This is a genomic window from Pseudomonas sp. MF09156, from assembly GCF_059862305.1.
On record NZ_JCBCUR010000004.1, the window covers coordinates 323805 to 344474 of the forward strand.

A 20670-nucleotide genomic window follows, 5' to 3' on the forward strand; every position below is an offset into this window, starting at 1 on the left:
GGCCACAGACCTGAAAACTTGACGGGAATCATTATTATTTACAGCAAAGCTTTCTAGACTCGGCTTCTCATTTGCCCTGTCAGGAAACACCCATGCGCATCCCCTTCACGCTGTCACTGGCCCTGCTGCTGTCGACTGGCGCGGCCGTCGCCAAGGAATACCCGATCGGCGAGCCACAAATGTGTCCCGGCCTGGAAGTCGGCGCGGTCTATCTGCAACCCATCGAAATGGCGCCACCGGGCATGATGCGCGCCACTGCCGATTCGGATGTGCACCTGGAGGCCGACATCCGCGCCACCGCCGACAACCAGCAGGGCTTCCAGGAAGGCAGTTTCGTACCCTACCTGAACGTAACGTTCCGCCTGCAGAAACAAGGCGGTGCCAGCCCGATCATCGGTGAATTCCACGCCATGGTGGCTAACGACGGGCCGCATTACGGCGACAACGTCAAACTGCTCGGCCCTGGCAAATACCAACTGACCTTCACGGTGATGCCGCCCAGCGGTCATGGCTCACTGGGGCGGCATACCGACAAGGAAACGGGCGTAGCCCCTTGGTTCGAGCGCTGCGAAGTGCATTACGAATTCGTCTATGCGGGGATCGGCAAGAAAGGCGGTTACTGAATGCGCAATCCCCTCGCCTTGTGCGCGCTGCTGGCCTGTGGCACGGCCCTGGCGGCGCCCTTGCCCACCTATGAATTAACCCTGCAAGACGGCCACTTCAACCCGGCGCAACTCAAGGTGGCGGCCGGCCAGCGCTTCAAGATCGTGCTGAAGAATATCGGCCAGGGCCCGGCCGAGTTCGAGAGCACGCCGCTGCGCGTGGAAAAAGTGCTGTCGCCGGGGGTGACCACCTTTGTCGTGATCCACCCGCTCAAGCCCGGCGCCTATCCGTTTTTCGACGAATTCAACTCACAGCTGCCCGAGGGCAGCATCCTCGCCGAATAACGGCCCGGGAGCATTTGATGAATCAATCGATGTTTATCGTCTGGCGCGAAAGCGTCGAGGCGTTGCTGGTGATCGGCATTCTCCAGGCCTGGATCAGCCAACAGCCCGAGGGCTCGCGCCTGGGGCGCTTCCTGTGGGCCGGCGTGGCGCTGGGCCTGCTGTGTTCCGCCGGGTTGGCCGGCTTGATGCTGTGGGCCGGCGAAGCCATGAGCGGCCCCAGCGGCGAATGGTTCCAGGCCGGCATGACCTTGCTGGCAAGCCTGTTGATGGTCCAGATGGTGTTCTGGATGCACCGCCACGGGCCAAACCTGCGCCATACCCTGCTGCGCGACGCCGACCAGCGCGCGGCGCGCCAGGGCGGCCTGGGGTTGTTGTTGCTCGCGTTGTTGGCGGTCAGCCGCGAAGGCAGCGAAAGCGTGGTGTTCCTGTACGGTGCCGGTGCCCAGCTACACGGCCCGGCACTGGGCCTGTTCGCCGTTGGCGGCGTGCTCGGCCTGGTGTTGGCCGGGCTGACGGTGATGCTGCTGCGCAGCACGCGGCGGCTGATCTCCTGGTCGCGGTTTTTTGCTCTCAGCGAGGTGCTGTTGCTGCTGTTGGCGGCGGCCCTGCTGGTGGCCGCCGTGGAACGTATTGGCGGGCAGCTGTTGGCCATGGACATGCCCGATTGGGTCTACACCCTGGTGGGCGAAGCCTGGTGGGACAGCACTGCCCTGCTCAGTGACAGCCACGGCCTGGGCGCAGTGCTCGCCGGCTTTGCCGGGTACCGCGCGACGCCCAGCGCAGTCACCCTGCTGGTGCTGGCTGGCTATTGGCTGCTGGTCGGCCAAGGGCTGTATCGCGCCCGACGAGCGCCGTTGTGAACACCCCCTGGCTGCAACGCCTGGGGGATGGCATGCGCCGCCATGGGCGGTTGATTCGCGGCGTGCAATGGGCGGTGGTGCTGTTCTACGCGGGACTGCTGGTCGTGCCCGCGTTGCTCGCGCTGCCCAGCAGCCAGGCGCGTCTGCTGGACAACCTGACCCTACTGGCACAGTTCCTGTTCTGGGGCGTGTGGTGGCCGTTCGTGGTGCTGTCCATCGTGCTGTTTGGCCGTGTGTGGTGCGGCGTGCTCTGCCCCGAAGGCTCCTTGAGCGAATGGGCCAGCCACCATGGACGCGGCCTGGGTATCCCCAACTGGATCCGCTGGGGCGGCTGGCCTACCGTGGGTTTCTGCCTGACCACCCTCTACGGCCAACTGATCAGTGTGTACGACTACGCCCAGGCCGCCTTGCTGATCCTCGGCGGCTCAACGGTGGCCGCAGTGCTGGTGGGCCTGCTGTTTGTGCGCGGCAAACGGGTGTGGTGCCGCTACCTGTGCCCGGTCAGCGGTGTTTTCGCCCTGCTCGCGCGCCTGGCGCCGGTGCACTTCCAGGTCGACGAGCAACGCTGGAAAGCCAACGACGGCCCGCGCCTGCCCTTGCCCAACTGCGCGCCGCTGCTGGACATCCGCCGCCTGCAAGGCGCCAGCGATTGCCACGCGTGCGGGCGCTGTAGCGGGCAACGCGGCGCGGTGCAGTTGATTGCCCGCTCGTGCAACAGCGAAATCCTCCAGGCCCCGCGCAAACCCGCGCAGCCCTGGGATACGCGCTTGTTGCTATTTGGAGTGATCGGCCTGGCGATGGGCGCCTTCCAGTGGACCGTCAGCCCTTGGTTCATCACGTTCAAACAGTTCGTCGCACAGTGGCTGGTGGAACACGATTGGCTATGGCCGTTGCAGGACAGCGCGCCCTGGTGGTTGTTGACTCATTATCCCCAGGCCAACGACAGCTTCAGTTGGCTGGATGGCTTTTGCATCGTCGTGTACCTGGGCGCCAGCAGCCTGTTGATCGGCGGCGCATTGATGGGGCTGGTGCGCCTGGCCGCAGGCTTGAGTGGGGACCGTGCACGGTATTGGGCCCTGGCGCTGACCTTGACGCCCCTTGGCGGTGCGGGGCTGTTCCTCGGGCTGTCGGCAACCACGGTGAAGTTGTTGCGTTATGAAGGGTTGTTACTGGAATGGGTGCAACCGGCGCGCGGCGCATTGCTGGCCGGGGCTGTCGCTTGGTGTGTGTGGCTGGCGTGGCAACAGTTGGCCGACACACCCTTGGCGCGACGCTGCGCGGCCTCGGCTTGCCTGCTACTGGCTAATGGGCTGGTGGCGTATGGCTGGTGGCTACAGTTCTGGGGCTGGAGCCTGTAGGACGCCGTTCAGTTAAGCGAACGCAATGCTCAAAGCAGCGAAGATCAAATGTGGGAGCGGGCTTGTCGGATCGCCGCATCGCCGCGAAGGCGTCGGCCCAGCAACCATTGATGTTGACTGACCCACTGCTTTCGCGAGTAAGCCCGCTCCCACAGGGGATCTGCGCTTAACTGAACGACATTAGGGAGGCCCCGCGCTAAACGCGGAACCTGGCAACCGTCAGGTGCAACTCGCTGGCCATCTGTGCCAATTCATGCCCCGCCGTATCGGTATGCCGGGCCCCCAGCAACACCTGCTCGGACAGGTTGCGAATGCCCACCAGGTTGCGATCCACCTCCCGCGCCACCAATGCCTGCTCTTCAGTGGCGCTGGCGATCATCAGGTTGCGTTCGTTGATCTGCGAGATCGACTGGGTAATCGCTTCCAGGGCTTCGCCCGAACGCTGTGCCACGCCCAAGGTGGCCCGTACCAGGTCACTGCTGCCCTGCATCGCGGTCACAGCCTGTTCGGTGTCTTGGCGGATATTGCCGATCATCTGCTCGATCTCCTGGGTCGAGGCCTGGGTGCGATGGGCCAGGGCCCGCACCTCATCGGCCACCACCGCAAACCCGCGCCCGGCGTCCCCGGCCCGTGCCGCTTCGATGGCCGCGTTGAGCGCCAGCAGGTTGGTCTGGTCGGCAATGCTGCGGATTACTTCCAGCACGCCACTGATGTCCTGCACCCGCCCGGCCAGTTGCTGGATCCGCACCGAGGTGCCACTGACGCCGTCGGCCAGGGTGTTGATCGAGGCGACCGTTTCCTGCACCTGATCGCGCCCCAACTGGGCGGTCTGCGCCGACAAGCGCGAGGCTTCACTGGTGCTCACTGCATTGCGCGCCACTTCATCGACCGCCGCCGTCATCTCGTTGACCGCCGTGGCGGCCTGTTCGATCTCCATGCCTTGCAACTGCAAGCTGCTGCTGGTCTGGCTGCTGACCGCGCTCAACTCCTCGGAAGAGCTGGCCACACGATCCACTGACGCGGCGATCTGGCGCACCATTTCGTTGAGGTTGTGCTGCATCTGCTGCATGTTTTTCATCACGCTGCCGTCAGCGCTGCCCGCCGTTGGTACCGGGGTGGTCAGGTCGCCCTGGGCAATCTGGCTCAACACACGGGCGGCCTCGTCGGGCTCACCGCCCAGGGGCCGGGTCACGCTGCGGGTGACAATCACCGCTGCCGCCACCACCAGGGCCACGCACAGCAGGAACAGCCCGAGCATGTTGCGCCGTGCCTCGCTGTACAGGGTCTGCGCCGCGTGTTCGCGCTCGGTAAAGATCTGCCCCTGCAGGGCCATCATCGCCTCCAGGCTCTTGAAGACGGCCTGCTCGGCAGGTTGTACGTTCTGCTTGAGCTGCGCCACACCCTCGGCATGGGCGCCCTGGCGGATCAGCGCCTGCACCTGGGTAAAGGCGTCGACATAGGCTTCGCGGCGCTGTTTCAGATCGGCATAGGCCGCCTGGCCCGTCGGCGTGTTGAACAATGGCTCCAACTGGGTGAAGGCATCGGTGATGCGTTGCCGGGTGGAGGCAATGGCCTGTTGCGCGGCCTGGTTGTCCTGGTCGATCAGCAAGTCACGGGTGTTGCGGCCGTTGTCGCGCACACCGGTGGCAATCACCATGATCGGGGCGATTTTCGGCCAGTCCTGCTGCACGATCAGTTCCGATTGCTCCTTAAGGGTGCCCAGGTCGTGCAGGGCATAGAACGCCATGCCAGCCAGGGCCAAGGGTGCGATGGCAAAGCCGATCGCGATGCGGCGGGCGGTGGTTAATCGAGTCATGTCATAAGCTCCCTGATGAATACCTGCCCACGAGGGGCAGCATCTTTGATAATCCGGTGGGAGTTCAATCGCCACGCTTGAAAGGGCTCCGCGAAGGGATCAGCCCCGTAAAACAAATGCCGGGAACAATGCCCGCATTTTCTCCCATAGTTCAGGCAGCAAGGCCTGTGCCGAAACGCTCGGCAGTTGCTCATCGAGCATGCGCGCGGTGCGCACCAACTGTACGGCGAAGCGCTTGACTCCCCGTTCTTGCAAACGCTGGGCCAGCTGCAACAGGCGCTGCGGGTCGATCAGGTGCCAATGCACGGTGGTGCGGCATTCATAGTCCACGCCGCTGTGCAGCAGCAGGTCGAGGCTGCGCCAATTGGCGGCGCCGCTGCCCTTGACCTGGGTGATCAACTGGCAGTCCTCGGCCAGGGCCTTGACGTCGAAGCCAACCCAGTCGGCATGGGCCAGGGCATGGCCGAATGCACTGGGCTTGATCCCGGCACTGTGCAGGCCGATACGAAAACCCATCTCGCGCACTTCGTCCATGGCGGCCGGCAGGCCTTCCTGCAAGGTCGGTTCACCACCGCTGAACACCACGGCGTCCAGCAGGTCCTGGCGGCGTTGCAGAAACAGCAAAACCCGGCGCCAATCCACCTCATCGCTGCCGCGAGGGGGGATCAGGTCCGGGTTATGGCAATACCGACAGCGCCAGGCACAACCCTGGCAAAACAGCACGCAGGCGAGCATGCCGGGGTAGTCGAGGGTGGTCAGGGGCACCATGCCCCCGACCCGTAGCGCTCGACTCATTGGCGCCCGGCCGCAGCGGCACTTTCGGTAAAGTGCGCGCGCTCACGGTGCTCCGATTGTTTGCCGGGGTTAAAGGCCGAAACCGGTCGGTGGTAACCCATGACACGGGTCCAGACTTCACAGCGTTGGCGTTGTGGCTGGGTGGTTTGCATGGTGAATCTCCTTGGGGTTGGAATACGTTGGGCCCTTGGCCGGCTCCTACAGGGTTTTGTCGAGGGCTATAACCTCGTCGCACTTGGGGCAGAATTCATGTTCGCCTGCCAGGTAGCCGTGTACCGGGCAGATGGAGAACGTCGGCGTCACCGTCAGGTATGGCAGGCGGAAGCGCCCCAGGGCCTTGCGGACCAGTTGCTTGCAGGCCTGGGCCGAGGAAATCTGTTCGGCCATGTACAGGTGCAGCACGGTGCCGCCGGTGTATTTGCACTGCAGCTCGTCCTGCAGCTCCAGGGCTTCGAAGGGGTCTTCGGTGTAGCCCACCGGCAGTTGCGAAGAGTTGGTGTAATACGGCGCGTCGAGGCTGCCGGCCTGGAGGATCGCGGGGAAGCGCTTGAGGTCTTCCTTGGCAAACCGGTAGGTGGTGCCTTCGGCCGGCGTGGCTTCCAGGTTGTACAGATGGCCGGTGTCTTCCTGGAAGCGCAGCAACGTGGCGCGCACATGGTCCAGCACCTGCAACGCAAACTCGCGGCCACGGGCGGTATGCGTGCCCTCCTCGTCCCCGGTGAAGTTGCGCAGCATCTCGTGCATGCCATTGAGGCCGATGGTGGAGAAGTGATTGCGCAAAGTGCCCAGGTAGCGCTTGGTGTAGGGATACAGACCGGCGTCCATGTGGTGCTGGATCACCTTGCGCTTGACCTCCAGGCTCTCCATCGCCAGTTCCATCAAGTGGTCCAGGCGCTGCAGCAGGCCACTGGTGTCGCCCTTGAACAGGTAACCCAGGCGCGCGCAGTTGATCGTCACCACGCCCAATGAACCGGTCTGTTCCGCCGAGCCGAACAACCCGCCGCCACGCTTGAGCAACTCGCGCACGTCCAACTGCAAGCGGCAGCACATCGAGCGCACCTGGTTGGGCTGCATATCCGAGTTGAGGAAGTTCTGGAAGTACGGCAGGCCGTAGCGCGCGGTCATCTCGAACAGGCGGTCGGCGTTTTCACTGTCCCACGGGAAGTCATGGGTGATGTTGTAGGTGGGGATCGGGAAAGTGAACACCCGCCCCTTGGCGTCACCCGCCTGCATCACTTCGATATAGGCGCGGTTGATCAGCTCCATTTCCGCTTGCAGGTCACCGTAGGCAAACGGCATTTCTTCGCCACCGATGATCGGGATCTGCTCGCGCAAATCCTCGGGGCAAACCCAGTCGAACGTCAGGTTGGTAAACGGCGTTTGCGTGCCCCAGCGCGACGGCACGTTGAGGTTGTAGATGAACTCCTGCACCGCCTGGCGGATCTCGGGGAACGTCAGTTGGTCCTTGCGCACAAAGGGCGCCAGGTAGGTGTCGAACGAGCTGAACGCCTGGGCGCCGGCCCACTCGTTCTGCAGGGTGCCGAGGAAGTTGACCATCTGCCCCAGGGCACTGCCCAGGTGCTTGGGCGGCCCGGCTTCGACGCGGCCGGGCACGCCATTGAGGCCTTCGTGCAGCAGGGTGCGCAGGGACCAGCCGGCGCAGTAGCCAGCGAGCATGTCCAGGTCATGGATATGCAAGTCCGCCTCGCGATGGGCCTGGCCGATCTCCTGGCTGTAGACCTCGTCCAGCCAGTAATTGGCGGTGACCTTGCCCGACACATTAAGCACCAGCCCGCCCAGGGAATAGCCCTGGTTGGCATTGGCCTGCACCCGCCAGTCTTCACGGTCGAGGTACTCGTTCATCGACGTAGCGACCTCCACCAGGGTCTTGCGATCCCGGCGCAGGCGCCCATGCTGCTCGCGGTAGACGATATAGGCGCGCATCGCCATAAAGTACCCGGCATCCATCAAGACCCGCTCGACACTGTCCTGGATCTGCTCCACATCCAGCCGGGTGATCCCACGCAACCGAGCGAGCACCGCGCCCAACAACAGGTCGACCTCGGCATCCTGATACTCGCCGGTGGCGTTACCGGCGGCGATCATCGCCTGGCGGATTTTCTCGGCGTCAAAGGCGACCTGAGTGCCATCGCGCTTGTGTAGGCGGGTACTGACCAGCGGGCTTGAGGTGATCTGCATTGGGGGCTCCAAACACTACATATAGATTTAATAGTTCGCATAAACACAATATGCAGTGATGGTACGCAGTGAACGGGGACTTGCAATTGATCAGGGTCAAGTTTGCGAAGACGTATCGTCACAGGCCAGTTCACGTTCAATCTGTTCAATGCTGGGCAAGCTGATTTGGAGTTCTGCCGGGAGGGAGTCGACCAACTGGTACTCCGCCACCCCGATGGGTCGAGCGCTGTCACGCAAGGCATATTCAGCCACTATCTTGTTTTTGCTTTTGCACAGCAGCAGGCCAATGGTGGGGCTGTCTTGTGGGTGCTTGAGTTGGGCATCCACGGCCGCGAGGTAAAAACCCAACTGCCCCAGATGCTCTGGTTTGAACTTGCCGGCCTTGAGTTCGATAGCGACGTAACAGCGCAGTTTCAGGTGATAAAACAGCAGGTCAATAAAGAACTCCTCGCCGCCCACATCCAGCAGTACCTGCTTGCCGACAAAGGCAAAGCCTGCCCCCAACTCCAGTAGAAAGTCGGTGACATGCCTGATCAGTGCGCTTTCGATCTCGCGCTCCTGCGCGTCCAGGGTCAGTCCCAAAAAGTCGAAACGATAGGGATCTTTCAGCGACTCGCGGGCCAGGTCCGACTGGGGCTTGGGCAGCAGGGTTTCGAAGTTGCTGACAGCATTGCCATTACGCTCCAGCAAACGGGTCTCGATTTGCATGACCAGAATGTTGCGTGACCAGTTGTGTTCAATGGCTTGGGCGGCATACCAGCGGCGGGTTTCGGGGCCTGGCAGTTTATCCAGCAGGACCAAATTATGACCCCACGGCAATTGTGCAGCAGCCTGTTGCACAAATTGAACATCAGGCCAAGCCTCGGCAAATGCACGCATGTACTTGAGGTTACGCGGCGAAAAACCTTTCATATCAGGAAAAGCCGAACGCAAATCCCGCGCCAGACGCTCAATGACTTTGGCTCCCCACCCCTGCTGCGCCTGTCGGGTCAATATGTCCTGGCCAATCTGCCAGTACAGCAGCACCAGCTCACGGTTTACCGCCAGGGATGCACGCAGTTGGGCAGAGTGGATGCGGTTTTTCAGTTCTTTCAACCAGTCGCCATATCCCTCAGGTGGTGTGGTGAGGCCATCATCTGATCGATTCATTCCGGGTTCCTTGTCGATATTGCACGTTGTAGAAACCGGCAATGGTAACGACCGAAAAAAGCCACGCGGGCCAGCACAATGCCCTTGATACAAAATGACGGGAACTACTATGCAACAGGGTTCCAGCACCTCCTCACCCCCCACTCATATTCATAAACCGCACCACCTGCACCTCGCCCTGCCCAGTGAAATCATGGCGCAATGGCTTGCCCCGCAACGCCTTGTGCAGTGCCTCCACCAGCGGCCGGTCGTCCAGCGGGTAGCGGCGCAACAACGCACGAAAATCCACCGCATTGTCCTGCCCCAGGCACAGCAGCAACTGCCCCTCCACTGTCATCCGCACCCGGTTGCAGCTGGCACAGAAGTTATGGGAGTTGGGCGAGATAAAGCCTATGCGCGTGCGCGGATGCCGGGCCAGGCGCACGTAGCGTGCCGGGCCGCCGCTGTTTTCGGTGCTGTCGAGTAAGCCATGATGCTCGGCGATCACCGCCCGCACCTGCTCGCTGGAGCAAAAGGATTCGCCCCGCGAGCGCCCCACATCCCCCAGCGGCATCTCTTCGATAAAGCTGATATCGATGCCCTGGTCGATGGCGTACTGCACCAGCGCCGGGACTTCATCGAAGTTGCGTCCCTTCATCACCACGCAGTTGAGCTTGACCCGCTCGAACCCGGCATCCTGCGCCGCCTCGATGCCGTCCAGTACCTGGCGCAGGTCACCGTTGCGGGTGATCGCGCGAAAGCGTTCGGGATCGAGGCTGTCGAGGCTGATGTTCATGCGCTTGACTCCGGCCTCCACCAGCGGCCGCGCCAGGCGGCCCAGTTGCGAGCCGTTGCTGGTCATCACCAGTTCACGCAGGCCGGGCAACGCAGCGATATGGCGGCACAGCTCGACAATGCCCGGACGGATCAGCGGTTCGCCCCCCGTCAGGCGGATCTTGCGCACACCCTGGCTGACGAACACCGTCGCCAGCCGTTGCAGTTCCTCCAGGGTCAGCACCTGCTGGCGCGGCAGGAAGGTCATGTTTTTCGCCATGCAATACACACAGCGAAAATCACAACGATCGGTCACCGACAGCCGCAGGTAGTCAATGGAACGGCCCACACCATCCACCAGGCTCATGTCACTGCACCAACGGCGAGTCGGCGCCCTGCAACGCGATGCCACGCACATCGGCCGCGCCAATCAGGGTTTGCAGGTATTGCACCAGAGCCTTCTGCCACACCCCTTGCTGCAACTGGGTGCGGATCGCCGTGGCCACCGCCTCGTACGGCAGCGGCTGGCCTTCGATGCGCTGATCGACGCAGATCACATGCCAGCCGTAGCGACTTTCCAGAGGCTTACTGGCCAACCCCGGTGCCAGGGTGAACAACTGACGCTCCAACTCCGGCACGGTCTGGCCCTTGCTGACTTGCCCGAGCGAGCCGCCCTGGGCCTTGGACGGGCACGCCGAATACTTCAGCGCCAGTTCGCCAAAGGCACCGGGCGACTCTTCCAGGCTCAGCAACAGCACCTCGGCCTGGGCATGGGCCTGATGGCGCGCCTCGGCATCGTCCGGCGCACACTCCAGCAAAATATGCCGCACGGCCAGCAACGGCGCGCTGTGAAAGCGCCCGCGATTGCTCTCGAAGTAGCGCACACAGGTGGCCTCATCGCAGTCCGGCACCGTCACTTCGCGCTCCAGCAACAGGCGGGTCGCCGCCTCTTCCTCGTTCTCGCCGGCGCCGACTTGCAGTTGCACACCCAGCTCGCGGATCCGCTGCTGCAACAGCTCACGGATCACCAGCGCGCGGGCGGCGAGAAACACCGCCTCCTCGCGGCTTTCGGCCGGGTGATATTGCAACTCCTGGGCCATGTTTTCCGGGGTGATCAGCACCCCGTTGACGCTGACAATCGGCCATTCCTGCTCGCTGCTGGCGATCAGTTGCGGCTCAACCGCCACCTCGACCTCGGGCACCACCACGTCCACAGCCTTGGCCGAAGAACTGCAACCGCCACCGCCAGCACCGTCGCCACCACATCCGCATCCTGTAGTCATGACGTTCTCCTCACTTCTGCCGCACGATTTGATAACGACGACCCAAGTACCAGATCGGCGCGCTGACCATATGCACCAGCCGGGTAAACGGGAACAACACAAACAGGGTCAGGCCCAGCGCCACGTGCAACTTGTAGATCAGGCTGACCGGGGCAATCGAAGCTGCCGCTTCCACCGGCCGCAGCAGCACCACGTTCTGCGCCCAGTCCGCGAGCATCACCATCACCGAACCGTCCATATGCCCGGTCGAGGCGACGATGGTCAGCAAGCCCAGCACCAACTGCGCCAGCAACACCAGCAGGATCAGGATGTCCGACGGGCTCGACGTAGCCCGAACCCTTGGGTCGGTGAGGCGGCGCTTGACCAGCATCAGCAGGCCCACCAGGCACAGCAGGCCGAAGAAGCCCCCGGAGACCATCGCCAGCAGTTGCTTGTGCTCGGTGCTGATCACATGGTGATAGATCGACGCCGGGGTCAGCAGGCCGACAAAATGCCCGGCCAGCACGAACAGCACGCCGATATGGAAGAAGTTGCTCGCCACGCGCATCCCACGGTTATTGAGCATCTGGCTGGAGCCGGCCTTCCAGGTGTACTGGGACAGGTCAAACCGCGCCCAACTGCCCAACAGGCAAATGGCCAGGGCGACATACGGATACACGCCAAATACCAGCAAATTCCACTTAGACATTACCCACCTCCTTGGCTGGCACGGCGGCCAGCCCCTCGTGCTGAAAATCCACCCAGTGCAAGGGCACCGCACTTTCTTCGCGGGCCTTGCCCGGTGCGCTGGGCATTGCGCTGCAACGGTCCTGCTGCTCGGCCTGCATAAAGTCCACGGCCTCCTCTTCCCAGACCTTGTCCAGGGCTTCGAGGGAGTCGTCGCGTACTTCGGCGGCAACCTGGGCACGCAACTCGGCAATCGCCTGGTGCGGCTCGGCGCCGCTGATCTGCAACAGCGCACGGAAACAACTGGCGTAAGCGCTTTCACGCTCATCCAGGCGCGCCGCCAGCAGGGCCAGCAGGTGCGCCACATCCGCCAGTCCCTCGCGGGCCTCGATGTCTTCGCGGGTGGACAAAAACTCCAGGTACAACGGGATGTAGTCCGGCAGCTCCTTGACGCCAATGGCAAACCCGGCTTCCTGGTACTGGGCCATCATGTCGACCATGGCCTGGCCACGGTCCCGCGACTCGCCATGCACGTGTTCGAACAACAGCAGCGACAGCGAGCGGCCCCGGCCGAACAGCGCGCCGTAGTGCTCCTGGCCATCCATCAGGTCATTGCTGCAGATCAGCTCCAACAGCTCGAACAGCGCGCCACGTTGCTTGGGGCTGATTTCCCGCGATTCGATAATCGCCTGCTCCAGTTCATCGCGGCCGTTCACCAGGGTTTCGGTCGGATAGTCCAGCAGCAACGAGATCACTTTAAGAATGCGCATGGCTCAGTCCTCCCAGATCTGGACGGTTTTCAGCACGTCGCGGCGGTTGGCCTTCTTGGCGCCGAACATGTTGGTGTCGGAGCTGCCACTGCAGCCGCTGCCGAAGCTGAAACCACAGCCGGAACGCTCGGCAAACGCATCGCTCATCGCGTCTTCACGGTGCGCGCTGGGCACCACAAACCGGTCCTCGTAGTTGGCAATCGCCAGGTAGCGGTACATCTCTTCCACCTGGGCCACGCTCAGGTCCACGTCGGCCAGCACTTGCAGGTCCTCGACGCCGTCCACTTGCTGCGAGCGCTTGAAGGCGCGCATGGCCAGCAGGCGTTTCAGGGCACGCTTTACCGGCTTTTCGTCACCGGCGGTGAGCATGTTGGCCAGGTAACGCAGGGGGATGCGCAGGCTGTCGACATCCGGGATCACCCCGTTCATGCCCACGGTGCCGGCGGCAGCTGCGTTCTGGATCGGCGAGAGCGGCGGCACGTACCAGACCATCGGCAAGGTGCGGTATTCCGGGTGCAGCGGCAGTGCGAGCTTCCAGTCCACGGCCATTTTGTACACCGGCGAACGCTGGGCCGAGTCGATCACCGACTGCGGTACACCATCGGCCAGGGCCTGGCGGATCACCGCCGGGTCATTCGGGTCGAGGAAGATTTCCAGCTGCTTCTCGTACAGGTCGTGCTCGTTGGCGGTGCTGGCGACTTCGCTGATGCGGTCGGCGTCATACAGCAGCACACCGAGGTAGCGGATGCGCCCGACGCAGGTTTCAGCGCAGACGGTAGGCATACCGGCTTCGATCCGGGGGTAGCAGAAGATGCACTTCTCGGATTTGCCGCTCTTCCAGTTGAAGTAGATTTTCTTGTACGGGCAGCCGCTGATGCACATGCGCCAGCCGCGGCATTTTTCCTGGTCGATCAGCACGATGCCGTCTTCTTCACGCTTGTAGATCGCACCGCTGGGGCACGACGCCGCGCACGCAGGGTTCAGGCAGTGCTCGCACAGGCGCGGCAGGTACATCATGAAGGTGTTTTCGTACTCGCCATAAATGTCGGCCTGGATCTGGTCGAAGTTCTTGTCCTTGCGGCGCTTGGCGAACTCGGTGCCGAGGATTTCTTCCCAGTTGGGGCCCCACTCGATTTTTTCCATGCGCTTGCCCGACACCACCGAACGCGGGCGTGCGGTCGGTTGGTGCTCGCCCAAAGGCGCGGTGTGCAGGTGCTGGTAGTCGAAGTCGAACGGCTCGTAGTAGTCGTCCAGGCTCGGCAGGTCCGGGTTGGCAAAGATGTTCGCCAGCACGCGGAACTTGCCGCCGATGCGCGGGTTGATCGAGCCGTTGGCGTTGCGGATCCAGCCGCCCTTCCACTTGTCCTGGTTTTCCCACTCCTTGGGGTAGCCAATGCCCGGCTTGGACTCAACGTTGTTGAACCACGCGTATTCCATGCCTTCGCGGCTGGTCCACACGTTTTTGCAGGTGATCGAGCAGGTGTGGCAGCCGATGCACTTGTCCAGGTTCAGGACCATGCCGATTTGTGAGCGGATCTTCATCTCAGTTCTCCTCGATATCGGTCGGCAATGGACGCGGCAGATCATCACCGCTGGAACCATCGAGCCAATCGACCTTGACCATCTTGCGCACCACCACGAATTCATCGCGGTTGCAGCCGACTGTGCCGTAATAGTTGAAACCGTAGGCCTGCTGGGCATAGCCACCGATCATGTGGGTCGGCTTGAGCACCACGCGGGTCACCGAGTTGTGGTGGCCGCCACGGGTCTTGGTGGTTTCCGAACCCGGTACGTTCACGATGCGTTCCTGGGCGTGGTACATCATCACCATGCCTTCCTTGACCCGCTGGCTGACCACCGCACGGGCGGTCAGCGCGCCGTTGACGTTGAAGCACTCGATCCAGTCGTTGTCCTCGATCCCGGCACGCTTGGCGTCGATTTCCGAGAGCCACACAATCGGGCCGCCACGGCTCAAGGTGAGCATCAGCAGGTTGTCGCTGTAGGTGCTGTGGATCCCCCATTTCTGGTGCGGCGTGATCCAGTTCAGGACGATTTCGGTCTCGCCATTGCTGCGCTTGTCCTTCACCCCTTCGATGGTGCGGGTGTTGACCGGTGGCCGGTAGCTCATCAACTGCTCGCCGAACGCCTGCATCCACGGGTGATCCTGGTAGAACTGCTGGCGACCGGTGATGGTGCGCCATGGGATGTTTTCATGGACGTTGGTGTAGCCGGCGTTGTAGCTCACGTGCTCGTCTTCGAGGCCCGACCAGGTGGGGCTGGAGATGATCTTGCGCGGCTGTGCCTGGATATCGCGGAAGCGGATCGCTTCGTGGGCCTTGGAAATCGCCAGGTGGCTGTGGTCGATGCCGGTGAATTCCGACAGCGCCGCCCAGGCCTTCAAGGCGACCTTGCCGTTGGTTTCCGGAGCCAGGGACAGAATCACCTCGGCCGCATCAATTGCCGTGTCGATTTTTGGCCGGCCGTGGCTGATGCCCGCGTCGCCTTCGTGGTGGTTGAGTTCGCCAAGGAACTCGACTTCCTCGTCGGTATTCCAGTTGATGCCCTTGCCACCGTTGCCGAGTTTTTCCAACATCGGGCCCAGCGATGAGAACTGCTTGTAGATGTTCGGGTAATCCCGTTCCACCACCGCCATGTTCGGCGCATTCTTGCCCGGTACCGGCGCCACGCCGGCGCTTTTCCAGTCAGTGCCGCCAAACGGCTGGGCCAGTTCACCAACGCTGTCATGCATCAACGGCACGGTCACCAGGTCTTGCTCCACGCCCAGGTGGCCGACCGACATGGCCGAGAACGCCTTGGCGATGCCTTTGTAGATTTCCCAGTCCGAACGCGATTCCCACGCCGGGTCAATCGCCGCCGACAGGGGGTGAATGAACGGGTGCATGTCCGAGGTGTTCATGTCGTCTTTTTCGTACCATGTTGCAGTCGGCAACACGATGTCGGAATACACGCAGGTCGAGGACATGCGGAAGTCCAGGGTGGTCACCAGGTCGAGCTTGCCGATGGCGCCGTCTTCGACCCATTCGGCCTCGGTTGGCTTGCATTCGGTGCTGTGGCCGATGTCTTCGTTCATCACCCCGTTCTTGGTGCCGAGCAGGTACTTGAGCATGTACTCGTGGCCCTTGCCCGACGAGCCGAGCAAGTTGGAACGCCAGATAAACATGTTGCGCGGGAAGTTCACCGGGCTGTCCGGCTGCTCGCAGGCAAAGCGCAGGCTGCCGTCCTGCCAGGACTTGACCACGTAGTCTTTGGGGTCCATACCGGCTGCCGCCGCGTCGCGGCAGATGTGCAACGGGTTGGTATTGAGTTGTGGCGCGCTGGGCAACCAGCCGGCGCGTTCGGCGCGGATGTTGTAGTCCAGGGCGTGCTCGGGGAACTGCGACTTGTCGGCCAGCGGCGAGAGGATGTCGTGCATGCTCATCTTCTCGTGGCGCCATTGCGAGCTGTGGCCGTAGAAGAAGCTGGTGCCGTTCATCTGGCGCGGCGGACGGTTCCAGTCCAGGCCGAATGCCAGGGGCAGCCAGCCGCATTGCGGACGCAGTTTTTCCTGGCCCACGTAGTGCGCCCAACCGCCGCCGGTCTGGCCGACACAACCGCAGAGCATGAGCATATTGATCAGCCCGCGGTAGTTCATGTCCATGTGGTACCAGTGGTTCATTGCCGCGCCGACGATGATCATCGAGCGCCCACGGGTCTTGTCGGCGTTGTCGGCAAACTCACGGGCGATCTGGATCGCCTTCTCGCGGCTGACCCCGGTGATTGCTTCCTGCCAGGCTGGCGTGCCCGGTACGCTGGCATCGTTGTAGTCCTTGGCCACGTTGCTGCCGCCCAGGCCACGGTCGATGGCCAGGTTGGCCGCCGACAGGTCGAACACCGTCGCCACTTTGGCCACCGTGCCATCGGCCAGGGTCACGCTGTGCACCGGCACCCGACGGAACTGCACGGCGTCGCCGGCCACGTGCTGGAAGTAGTCGTGGGCTTCACCGGCAAAATACGGGAACGCCACTTCGGCGACGTCCTCGCCGATCAGGCTCAGCTTGAGGTCGATCTCGCGGCCTTCACCGCCTTCTTTGGCCAGGATGTTCCACTTGCCCTTCTCGCCCCAGCGATAGCCGATGGCGCCTTGTGGCGAGACCAGTTCGCCGCTTTCGTCGAGGGCGATGGTTTTCCATTCCGGGTTGTTGTCCTGGCCGAGGTTGTCCACCAGGTCCGAGGCGCGCAGGAAGCGGTCCGGCTGGAAGCCTGCGCCCGGGGCGAAGCCGGTCATGGGCTTGAGCATTACCAACACCGGCAAGTCGGTGTAGCGCTTGGCGTATTCGGTGAAGTACGCGCTCGGTTTATCCAGGTGAAATTCCTTGAAGATCACATGGTTGAAGGCCTGGGCCAGTGCCGCGTCGGTGCCCTGCTTGGGGTTGAGCCACAGGTCGGTGAGCTTGGCTACTTCCGAATAGTCAGGCGTGATGGCCACGGTCTTGGTGCCCTTGTAGCGCACCTCGGTGAAGAAGTGCGCGTCCGGGGTACGGGTCTGCGGGACGTTCGAGCCCCAGGCAATGATGTAGTTGGAGTTGTACCAGTCGGCCGATTCCGGCACGTCGGTCTGCTCGCCCCAGACCATCGGCGAGGCTGGCGGCAAGTCGCAGTACCAGTCATAGAAACTCAGGCACACGCCGCCGATCAGCGACAGGTAACGCGAACCTGCGGCGTAGCTGACCATGGACATGGCCGGGATCGGCGAGAAGCCGACGATGCGGTCCGGGCCGTATTGCTTGATGGTGTAGACGTTGGACGCGGCGATGATTTCGTTGACTTCATCCCAGTTGGAGCGGATGAAGCCGCCCATGCCACGCTTGCTTTTATAGGAGTCGGCCTTGGCCTTGTCCTCGACAATGCTCGCCCAGGCCTCGACCGGCGACAGCGTCAGGCGCGCCTCGCGCCACAGCTTGAGCAATGGCTTGCGGATCTTCGGGTACTTCAGGCGGTTGGCGCTGTAGATGTACCAGCTGTAGCTCGCGCCACGGGGGCAGCCGCGCGGCTCGTGGTTAGGCAGGTCGTTGCGGGTACGCGGGTAGTCGGTCTGCTGGGTTTCCCAGGTGATCAGGCCGTTCTTCACGTAGATCTTCCACGAGCACGAGCCGGTGCAGTTCACCCCGTGGGTGGAGCGCACGATCTTGTCGTACTGCCAGCGCGAACGGTAGACGTTCTCCCAGTCGCGGGACTCCTTGCGGGTCTCGCCGTGACCTTCGGAGAATTCGTCTTGCTTGCGATTGAAGAACCGCAGTTGATCGAGTAAATGACTCATGGTGCTTTCCTCTCAGGCTTGCCGCGGGGTTCTGTGCCCCGCCCACGCAAGGTTTGAATTCGGGGTCGACTCAGCAGGGGGTCTCGGCGCCTTTGCGCGCATACCACCACCAGGTCACGACGATGCAGGTCAGGTAGAAGCCGACAAACATGTAGAACGCCATGGCCGGGCTGCCGGTGTAGGCCATGGACGAGCCAAAGGTCTTGGGGATGAAGAACGCACCGAAGGCACCCATGGCCGAGCTGAAGCCCAGCACGGCGGCCGATTCCTTGCTGGCATCCTTGAGGGCTTGCTCACGCACGGCGGCGGGTTTGCCGGCGCTGGCTTTTTCATGCTGGGTGCGGAAGATCACCGGGATCATGCGGAAGGTGGAGCCGTTGCCGATGCCGGTGGTGATGAACAGCAGCATGAACATGCCGAGGAAGCCGTAGAAGCTGCCGCCCTCGCCGTTCAGGGGCAAAAAGTGCAGGACGCCGAACACCATCACGATCATCAGCACGAAGTTCCACAAGGTCACCCGCGCACCGCCCAGCTTGTCGGCCAGCCAGCCGCCCAATGGGCGCACCAGGGCACCTACCAGCGGGCCGAGGAACGCGAATTTCAGGGCGTTGACGTCTGGGAACGAGGTCTTGATCAGCATCGGGAAGGCGGCCGAAAAGCCAATGAAGGAACCGAAGGTCGCCAGGTACAACCAGCACATCAGCCAGTTGTGCTTGCGCTTGAAGATCACCGCCTGCTCGCTGAACGAAGCGCGGGCGCTGGACAGGTCATTCATGCCGAACCAGGCAAACAGGGTCACGGTGATGATGAACGGCACCCAGATAAACCCGGCGTTCTGTAGCCACAACTGGCTGCCGTCTTCCAGGGTTTGCGGCTGGCCGCCGAGCAGGCCGAACACGCCGAAGGTAATCACCAGCGGCACGCAGAACTGCATCACCGACACGCCCAGGTTACCCAGGCCGGCGTTCAGGCCCAGGGCCGTGCCTTGCTGGGACTTGGGGTAGAAGAAGCTGATGTTGGACATGCTCGAGGCGAAGTTGCCGCCACCGAAGCCGCACAACAGCGCGATCAACACAAACACGCTGTAGGAGGTGCTCGGGTCTTGTACCGCGAAGCCCATCCACAGTGATGGAATCAGCAGCGACGCGGTGCTCAGGGCCGTCCAGCGGCGGCCACCGAAGATCGGCACCATGAACGAATAGAACACGCGCAACGTGGCGCCAGACAGACCCGGCAACGCCGCCAGCCAGAACAACTGGTCGGTAGTGAAGCTGAAGCCGATGGCGTTCAGGCGCACGATCACCGTGCTCCACACCATCCACACAGCGAAGGCCAACAGCAGCGCCGGGATCGAGATCCACAGGTTGCGGGTCGCGGTCTGCTTGCCGCTGGCGCCCCAGAACGCCGGGTCTTCAGGGCGCCAGTCGTGGATCACCGGGCCCGAGTCGGGCTTTTGCGCGATAGTCATGCAGATTCTCCTTGGAGAGGCTGGGCCGCCGCTTTACCAAGCAGCGGTTGCTTGCGGATTTCGCTGAAGTACATCCAGGTCAGGGATACCCAGACCACGCCGTACATCAACATGAAGCAGGAGGAGCGCACTCCGGTGAGGTCCACCAGGGCGCCGAACATGATCGGCAGGACAAAGCCGCCAAGGCCGCCCGCCAGGCCGACGATGCCGGACACCGCGCCCATGTTTTGCGGGTAGTCATTGGCGATGTACTTGAACACCGAGGCCTTGCCGAAGGCGAAGGCGATGCCCATCACAAACAGCAGCACGGTGAACAGGGTGGCATTGAGGCCGATATGAAAATCCAGCGGGCCGTTGACGGTCTGCACCTGCAATTGGGTCTGCGGGTAGCTGAGCAGGAACAGGCAGATCCAACTGACCCACAACACCCACCAGGTCACGCTCTGTGCGCCCCAGCGGTCGGACATCCAGCCGCCCACAGCGCGCAGCACGCCACCGGGCAGGGAAAAACACGCGGCCAACAGCGCAGCGCTTTGCAGGCTGAAGCCGTATTCCTGCACGTAGTACTTGGTCGCCCACAGCGCCAGGGCCACGTAGCCACCGAACACAATCGAGTAGTACTGGCAGTAGCGCCACACGGCCGGGTCCTTGAGGCACAGCAGTTGTTCGCGCAAGGTGGCGCCACCGGCACTGCGGTGGGCCTTGTTCTCGCTGGTGAGGAACCAGAACAGCAGCGCGGTGATAAACAAGATTGCGCTGAACACCTTTGGCACCAGGTGCCAGGTACCCAGGGCGATCAGCGCCGGCGCCAGAAACTTGGTCACCGCCGCCCCCGCGTTACCAGCGCCGAACACGCCCATGGCAAAGCCCTGGTTGTCCTTGTCGAACCACTTGGCGACGTAGGCGATGCCCACCGAAAACGAGCCGCCGGCCAGGCCGACAAACAGCCCCAGCACGAGGAATTGCCAGAAGGCGGTGGCGTAGGTGATCAGGTACAGCGGCAGCACGCAGGCGAGCATCAAGACAAAGAACACGATGCGCCCGCCGAAGCGGTCAGTCAGCAGGCCCAGGGGCAGGCGCACCAGGGAGCCGGTCAGTACCGGGGTGGCGGCCAGCAGGCCGAACTGGGTTTCGTTGAGTTGCAGCAGCTCTTTGATCGGCACGCCGAGCACGGCGAACATCATCCAGACCATAAAGCACACGGTGAAGGCCAGTGTACTCATGCCCAGCACCAGGCCCTGTCTTACACGGGGTTGAGTCACGGTTTGCGCTCCCAGAAGTAATTCCAT

Annotated in this window: 17 protein-coding genes; 4 read left to right on the forward strand and 13 right to left on the reverse strand. The window is 62.6% G+C overall.

From position 1 onward, the window contains the following. The first annotated feature begins 92 nt into the window (after window positions 1–92). From AC19YY_RS12940 to AC19YY_RS12955, 4 genes are read left to right on the forward strand one after another with little or no spacing between them, the layout of a single operon-like run. Entirely contained in the window at window positions 93–623 is a 531-nt protein-coding gene (locus AC19YY_RS12940) for an iron transporter (RefSeq protein ID WP_169953220.1), read from the forward strand. Continuing rightward, window positions 624–947: a cupredoxin domain-containing protein gene (locus AC19YY_RS12945; protein WP_169953218.1), complete on the forward strand. Its 324-nt coding sequence runs from the start codon at window positions 624–626 to the stop codon at window positions 945–947. A 17-nt stretch (window positions 948–964) separates the two neighbouring features. Beyond that, window positions 965–1807 carry an FTR1 family iron permease gene (locus tag AC19YY_RS12950; RefSeq protein ID WP_169953216.1) on the forward strand — a complete coding sequence of 281 codons (843 nt, stop codon included), beginning with the start codon at window positions 965–967 and terminating at the stop codon, window positions 1805–1807. Window positions 1808–1839: 32 nt separating this feature from the next. Then, window positions 1840–3165: a 4Fe-4S binding protein gene (locus AC19YY_RS12955; RefSeq protein ID WP_500604372.1), complete on the forward strand. Its 1326-nt coding sequence runs from the start codon at window positions 1840–1842 to the stop codon at window positions 3163–3165. A 196-nt stretch (window positions 3166–3361) separates the two neighbouring features. On the opposite strand, the gene AC19YY_RS12960 is transcribed toward AC19YY_RS12955, so the two are convergent. The 13 genes from AC19YY_RS12960 to AC19YY_RS13020 all read right to left on the reverse strand — a co-directional run bounded on the left by AC19YY_RS12960 (window position 3362) and on the right by AC19YY_RS13020 (window position 20643). Next, window positions 3362–4981 (reverse strand): methyl-accepting chemotaxis protein, encoded by a 1620-nt coding sequence (locus AC19YY_RS12960; protein ID WP_500604299.1) that lies wholly within the window; start codon window positions 4979–4981, stop codon window positions 3362–3364. A 99-nt stretch (window positions 4982–5080) separates the two neighbouring features. Continuing rightward, a complete protein-coding gene (locus tag AC19YY_RS12965) occupies window positions 5081–5776 on the reverse strand; it encodes an anaerobic ribonucleoside-triphosphate reductase activating protein (RefSeq protein ID WP_262380983.1) in 696 nt (231 codons plus the stop codon). Next, a complete protein-coding gene (gene nrdD / locus AC19YY_RS12970) occupies window positions 5773–5928 on the reverse strand; it encodes an anaerobic ribonucleoside-triphosphate reductase (protein WP_029291331.1) in 156 nt (51 codons plus the stop codon). The genes AC19YY_RS12965 and nrdD overlap by 4 nt, the downstream gene beginning before the upstream one ends. A gap of 46 nt (window positions 5929–5974) precedes the next feature. Then, window positions 5975–7975 carry a ribonucleoside triphosphate reductase gene (locus AC19YY_RS12975; RefSeq protein WP_170041295.1) on the reverse strand — a complete coding sequence of 667 codons (2001 nt, stop codon included), beginning with the start codon at window positions 7973–7975 and terminating at the stop codon, window positions 5975–5977. A 96-nt stretch (window positions 7976–8071) separates the two neighbouring features. Next, a complete protein-coding gene (locus AC19YY_RS12980; protein ID WP_172311547.1) occupies window positions 8072–9124 on the reverse strand; it encodes a PDDEXK nuclease domain-containing protein in 1053 nt (350 codons plus the stop codon). Window positions 9125–9257: 133 nt separating this feature from the next. Further along, window positions 9258–10244 carry a GTP 3',8-cyclase MoaA gene (moaA, locus tag AC19YY_RS12985; RefSeq protein WP_169901275.1) on the reverse strand — a complete coding sequence of 329 codons (987 nt, stop codon included), beginning with the start codon at window positions 10242–10244 and terminating at the stop codon, window positions 9258–9260. Window position 10245: 1 nt separating this feature from the next. Then, entirely contained in the window at window positions 10246–11160 is a 915-nt protein-coding gene (locus AC19YY_RS12990; RefSeq protein WP_500604300.1) for a peptidylprolyl isomerase, read from the reverse strand. 10 nt (window positions 11161–11170) lie between these two features. Continuing rightward, window positions 11171–11848: a respiratory nitrate reductase subunit gamma gene (gene narI, locus AC19YY_RS12995; RefSeq protein ID WP_169953205.1), complete on the reverse strand. Its 678-nt coding sequence runs from the start codon at window positions 11846–11848 to the stop codon at window positions 11171–11173. Then, on the reverse strand, window positions 11841–12596 hold the full coding sequence (narJ, locus tag AC19YY_RS13000; RefSeq protein WP_170041292.1) for a nitrate reductase molybdenum cofactor assembly chaperone: 756 nt from the start codon (window positions 12594–12596) through the stop codon (window positions 11841–11843). The genes narI and narJ overlap by 8 nt, the downstream gene beginning before the upstream one ends. A gap of 3 nt (window positions 12597–12599) precedes the next feature. Then, window positions 12600–14138: a nitrate reductase subunit beta gene (gene narH / locus AC19YY_RS13005; protein WP_029291316.1), complete on the reverse strand. Its 1539-nt coding sequence runs from the start codon at window positions 14136–14138 to the stop codon at window positions 12600–12602. Window position 14139: 1 nt separating this feature from the next. Further along, complete coding sequence (locus AC19YY_RS13010; protein WP_169953201.1) at window positions 14140–17913, reverse strand: nitrate reductase subunit alpha; 3774 nt, start codon at window positions 17911–17913, stop codon at window positions 14140–14142. 70 nt (window positions 17914–17983) lie between these two features. Next, window positions 17984–19381: a NarK family nitrate/nitrite MFS transporter gene (locus AC19YY_RS13015; protein WP_169953198.1), complete on the reverse strand. Its 1398-nt coding sequence runs from the start codon at window positions 19379–19381 to the stop codon at window positions 17984–17986. Continuing rightward, on the reverse strand, window positions 19378–20643 hold the full coding sequence (locus tag AC19YY_RS13020) for an MFS transporter (RefSeq protein WP_169953196.1): 1266 nt from the start codon (window positions 20641–20643) through the stop codon (window positions 19378–19380). Before AC19YY_RS13020 ends, AC19YY_RS13015 begins: the two co-directional genes overlap by 4 nt. Window positions 20644–20670 lie beyond the last annotated feature (27 nt).

Excerpts from the sequence above, each read along its gene's own strand:
- AC19YY_RS12940 (WP_169953220.1), top strand. The coding sequence starts at position 93 with ATGCGCATCCCCTTCACGCTGTCACTGGCCCTGCTGCTGTCGACTGGC.
- AC19YY_RS12945 (WP_169953218.1), top strand. The coding sequence starts at position 624 with ATGCGCAATCCCCTCGCCTTGTGCGCGCTGCTGGCCTGTGGCACGGCC.
- AC19YY_RS12950 (WP_169953216.1), top strand. The coding sequence starts at position 965 with ATGAATCAATCGATGTTTATCGTCTGGCGCGAAAGCGTCGAGGCGTTG.
- AC19YY_RS12955 (WP_500604372.1), top strand. The coding sequence starts at position 1,840 with ATGCGCCGCCATGGGCGGTTGATTCGCGGCGTGCAATGGGCGGTGGTG.
- AC19YY_RS12960 (WP_500604299.1), bottom strand. The coding sequence starts at position 4,981 with ATGACTCGATTAACCACCGCCCGCCGCATCGCGATCGGCTTTGCCATC.
- AC19YY_RS12965 (WP_262380983.1), bottom strand. The coding sequence starts at position 5,776 with ATGAGTCGAGCGCTACGGGTCGGGGGCATGGTGCCCCTGACCACCCTC.
- nrdD (WP_029291331.1), bottom strand. The coding sequence starts at position 5,928 with ATGCAAACCACCCAGCCACAACGCCAACGCTGTGAAGTCTGGACCCGT.
- AC19YY_RS12975 (WP_170041295.1), bottom strand. The coding sequence starts at position 7,975 with ATGCAGATCACCTCAAGCCCGCTGGTCAGTACCCGCCTACACAAGCGC.
- AC19YY_RS12980 (WP_172311547.1), bottom strand. The coding sequence starts at position 9,124 with ATGAATCGATCAGATGATGGCCTCACCACACCACCTGAGGGATATGGC.
- moaA (WP_169901275.1), bottom strand. The coding sequence starts at position 10,244 with ATGAGCCTGGTGGATGGTGTGGGCCGTTCCATTGACTACCTGCGGCTG.
- AC19YY_RS12990 (WP_500604300.1), bottom strand. The coding sequence starts at position 11,160 with ATGACTACAGGATGCGGATGTGGTGGCGACGGTGCTGGCGGTGGCGGT.
- narI (WP_169953205.1), bottom strand. The coding sequence starts at position 11,848 with ATGTCTAAGTGGAATTTGCTGGTATTTGGCGTGTATCCGTATGTCGCC.
- narJ (WP_170041292.1), bottom strand. The coding sequence starts at position 12,596 with ATGCGCATTCTTAAAGTGATCTCGTTGCTGCTGGACTATCCGACCGAA.
- narH (WP_029291316.1), bottom strand. The coding sequence starts at position 14,138 with ATGAAGATCCGCTCACAAATCGGCATGGTCCTGAACCTGGACAAGTGC.
- AC19YY_RS13010 (WP_169953201.1), bottom strand. The coding sequence starts at position 17,913 with ATGAGTCATTTACTCGATCAACTGCGGTTCTTCAATCGCAAGCAAGAC.
- AC19YY_RS13015 (WP_169953198.1), bottom strand. The coding sequence starts at position 19,381 with ATGACTATCGCGCAAAAGCCCGACTCGGGCCCGGTGATCCACGACTGG.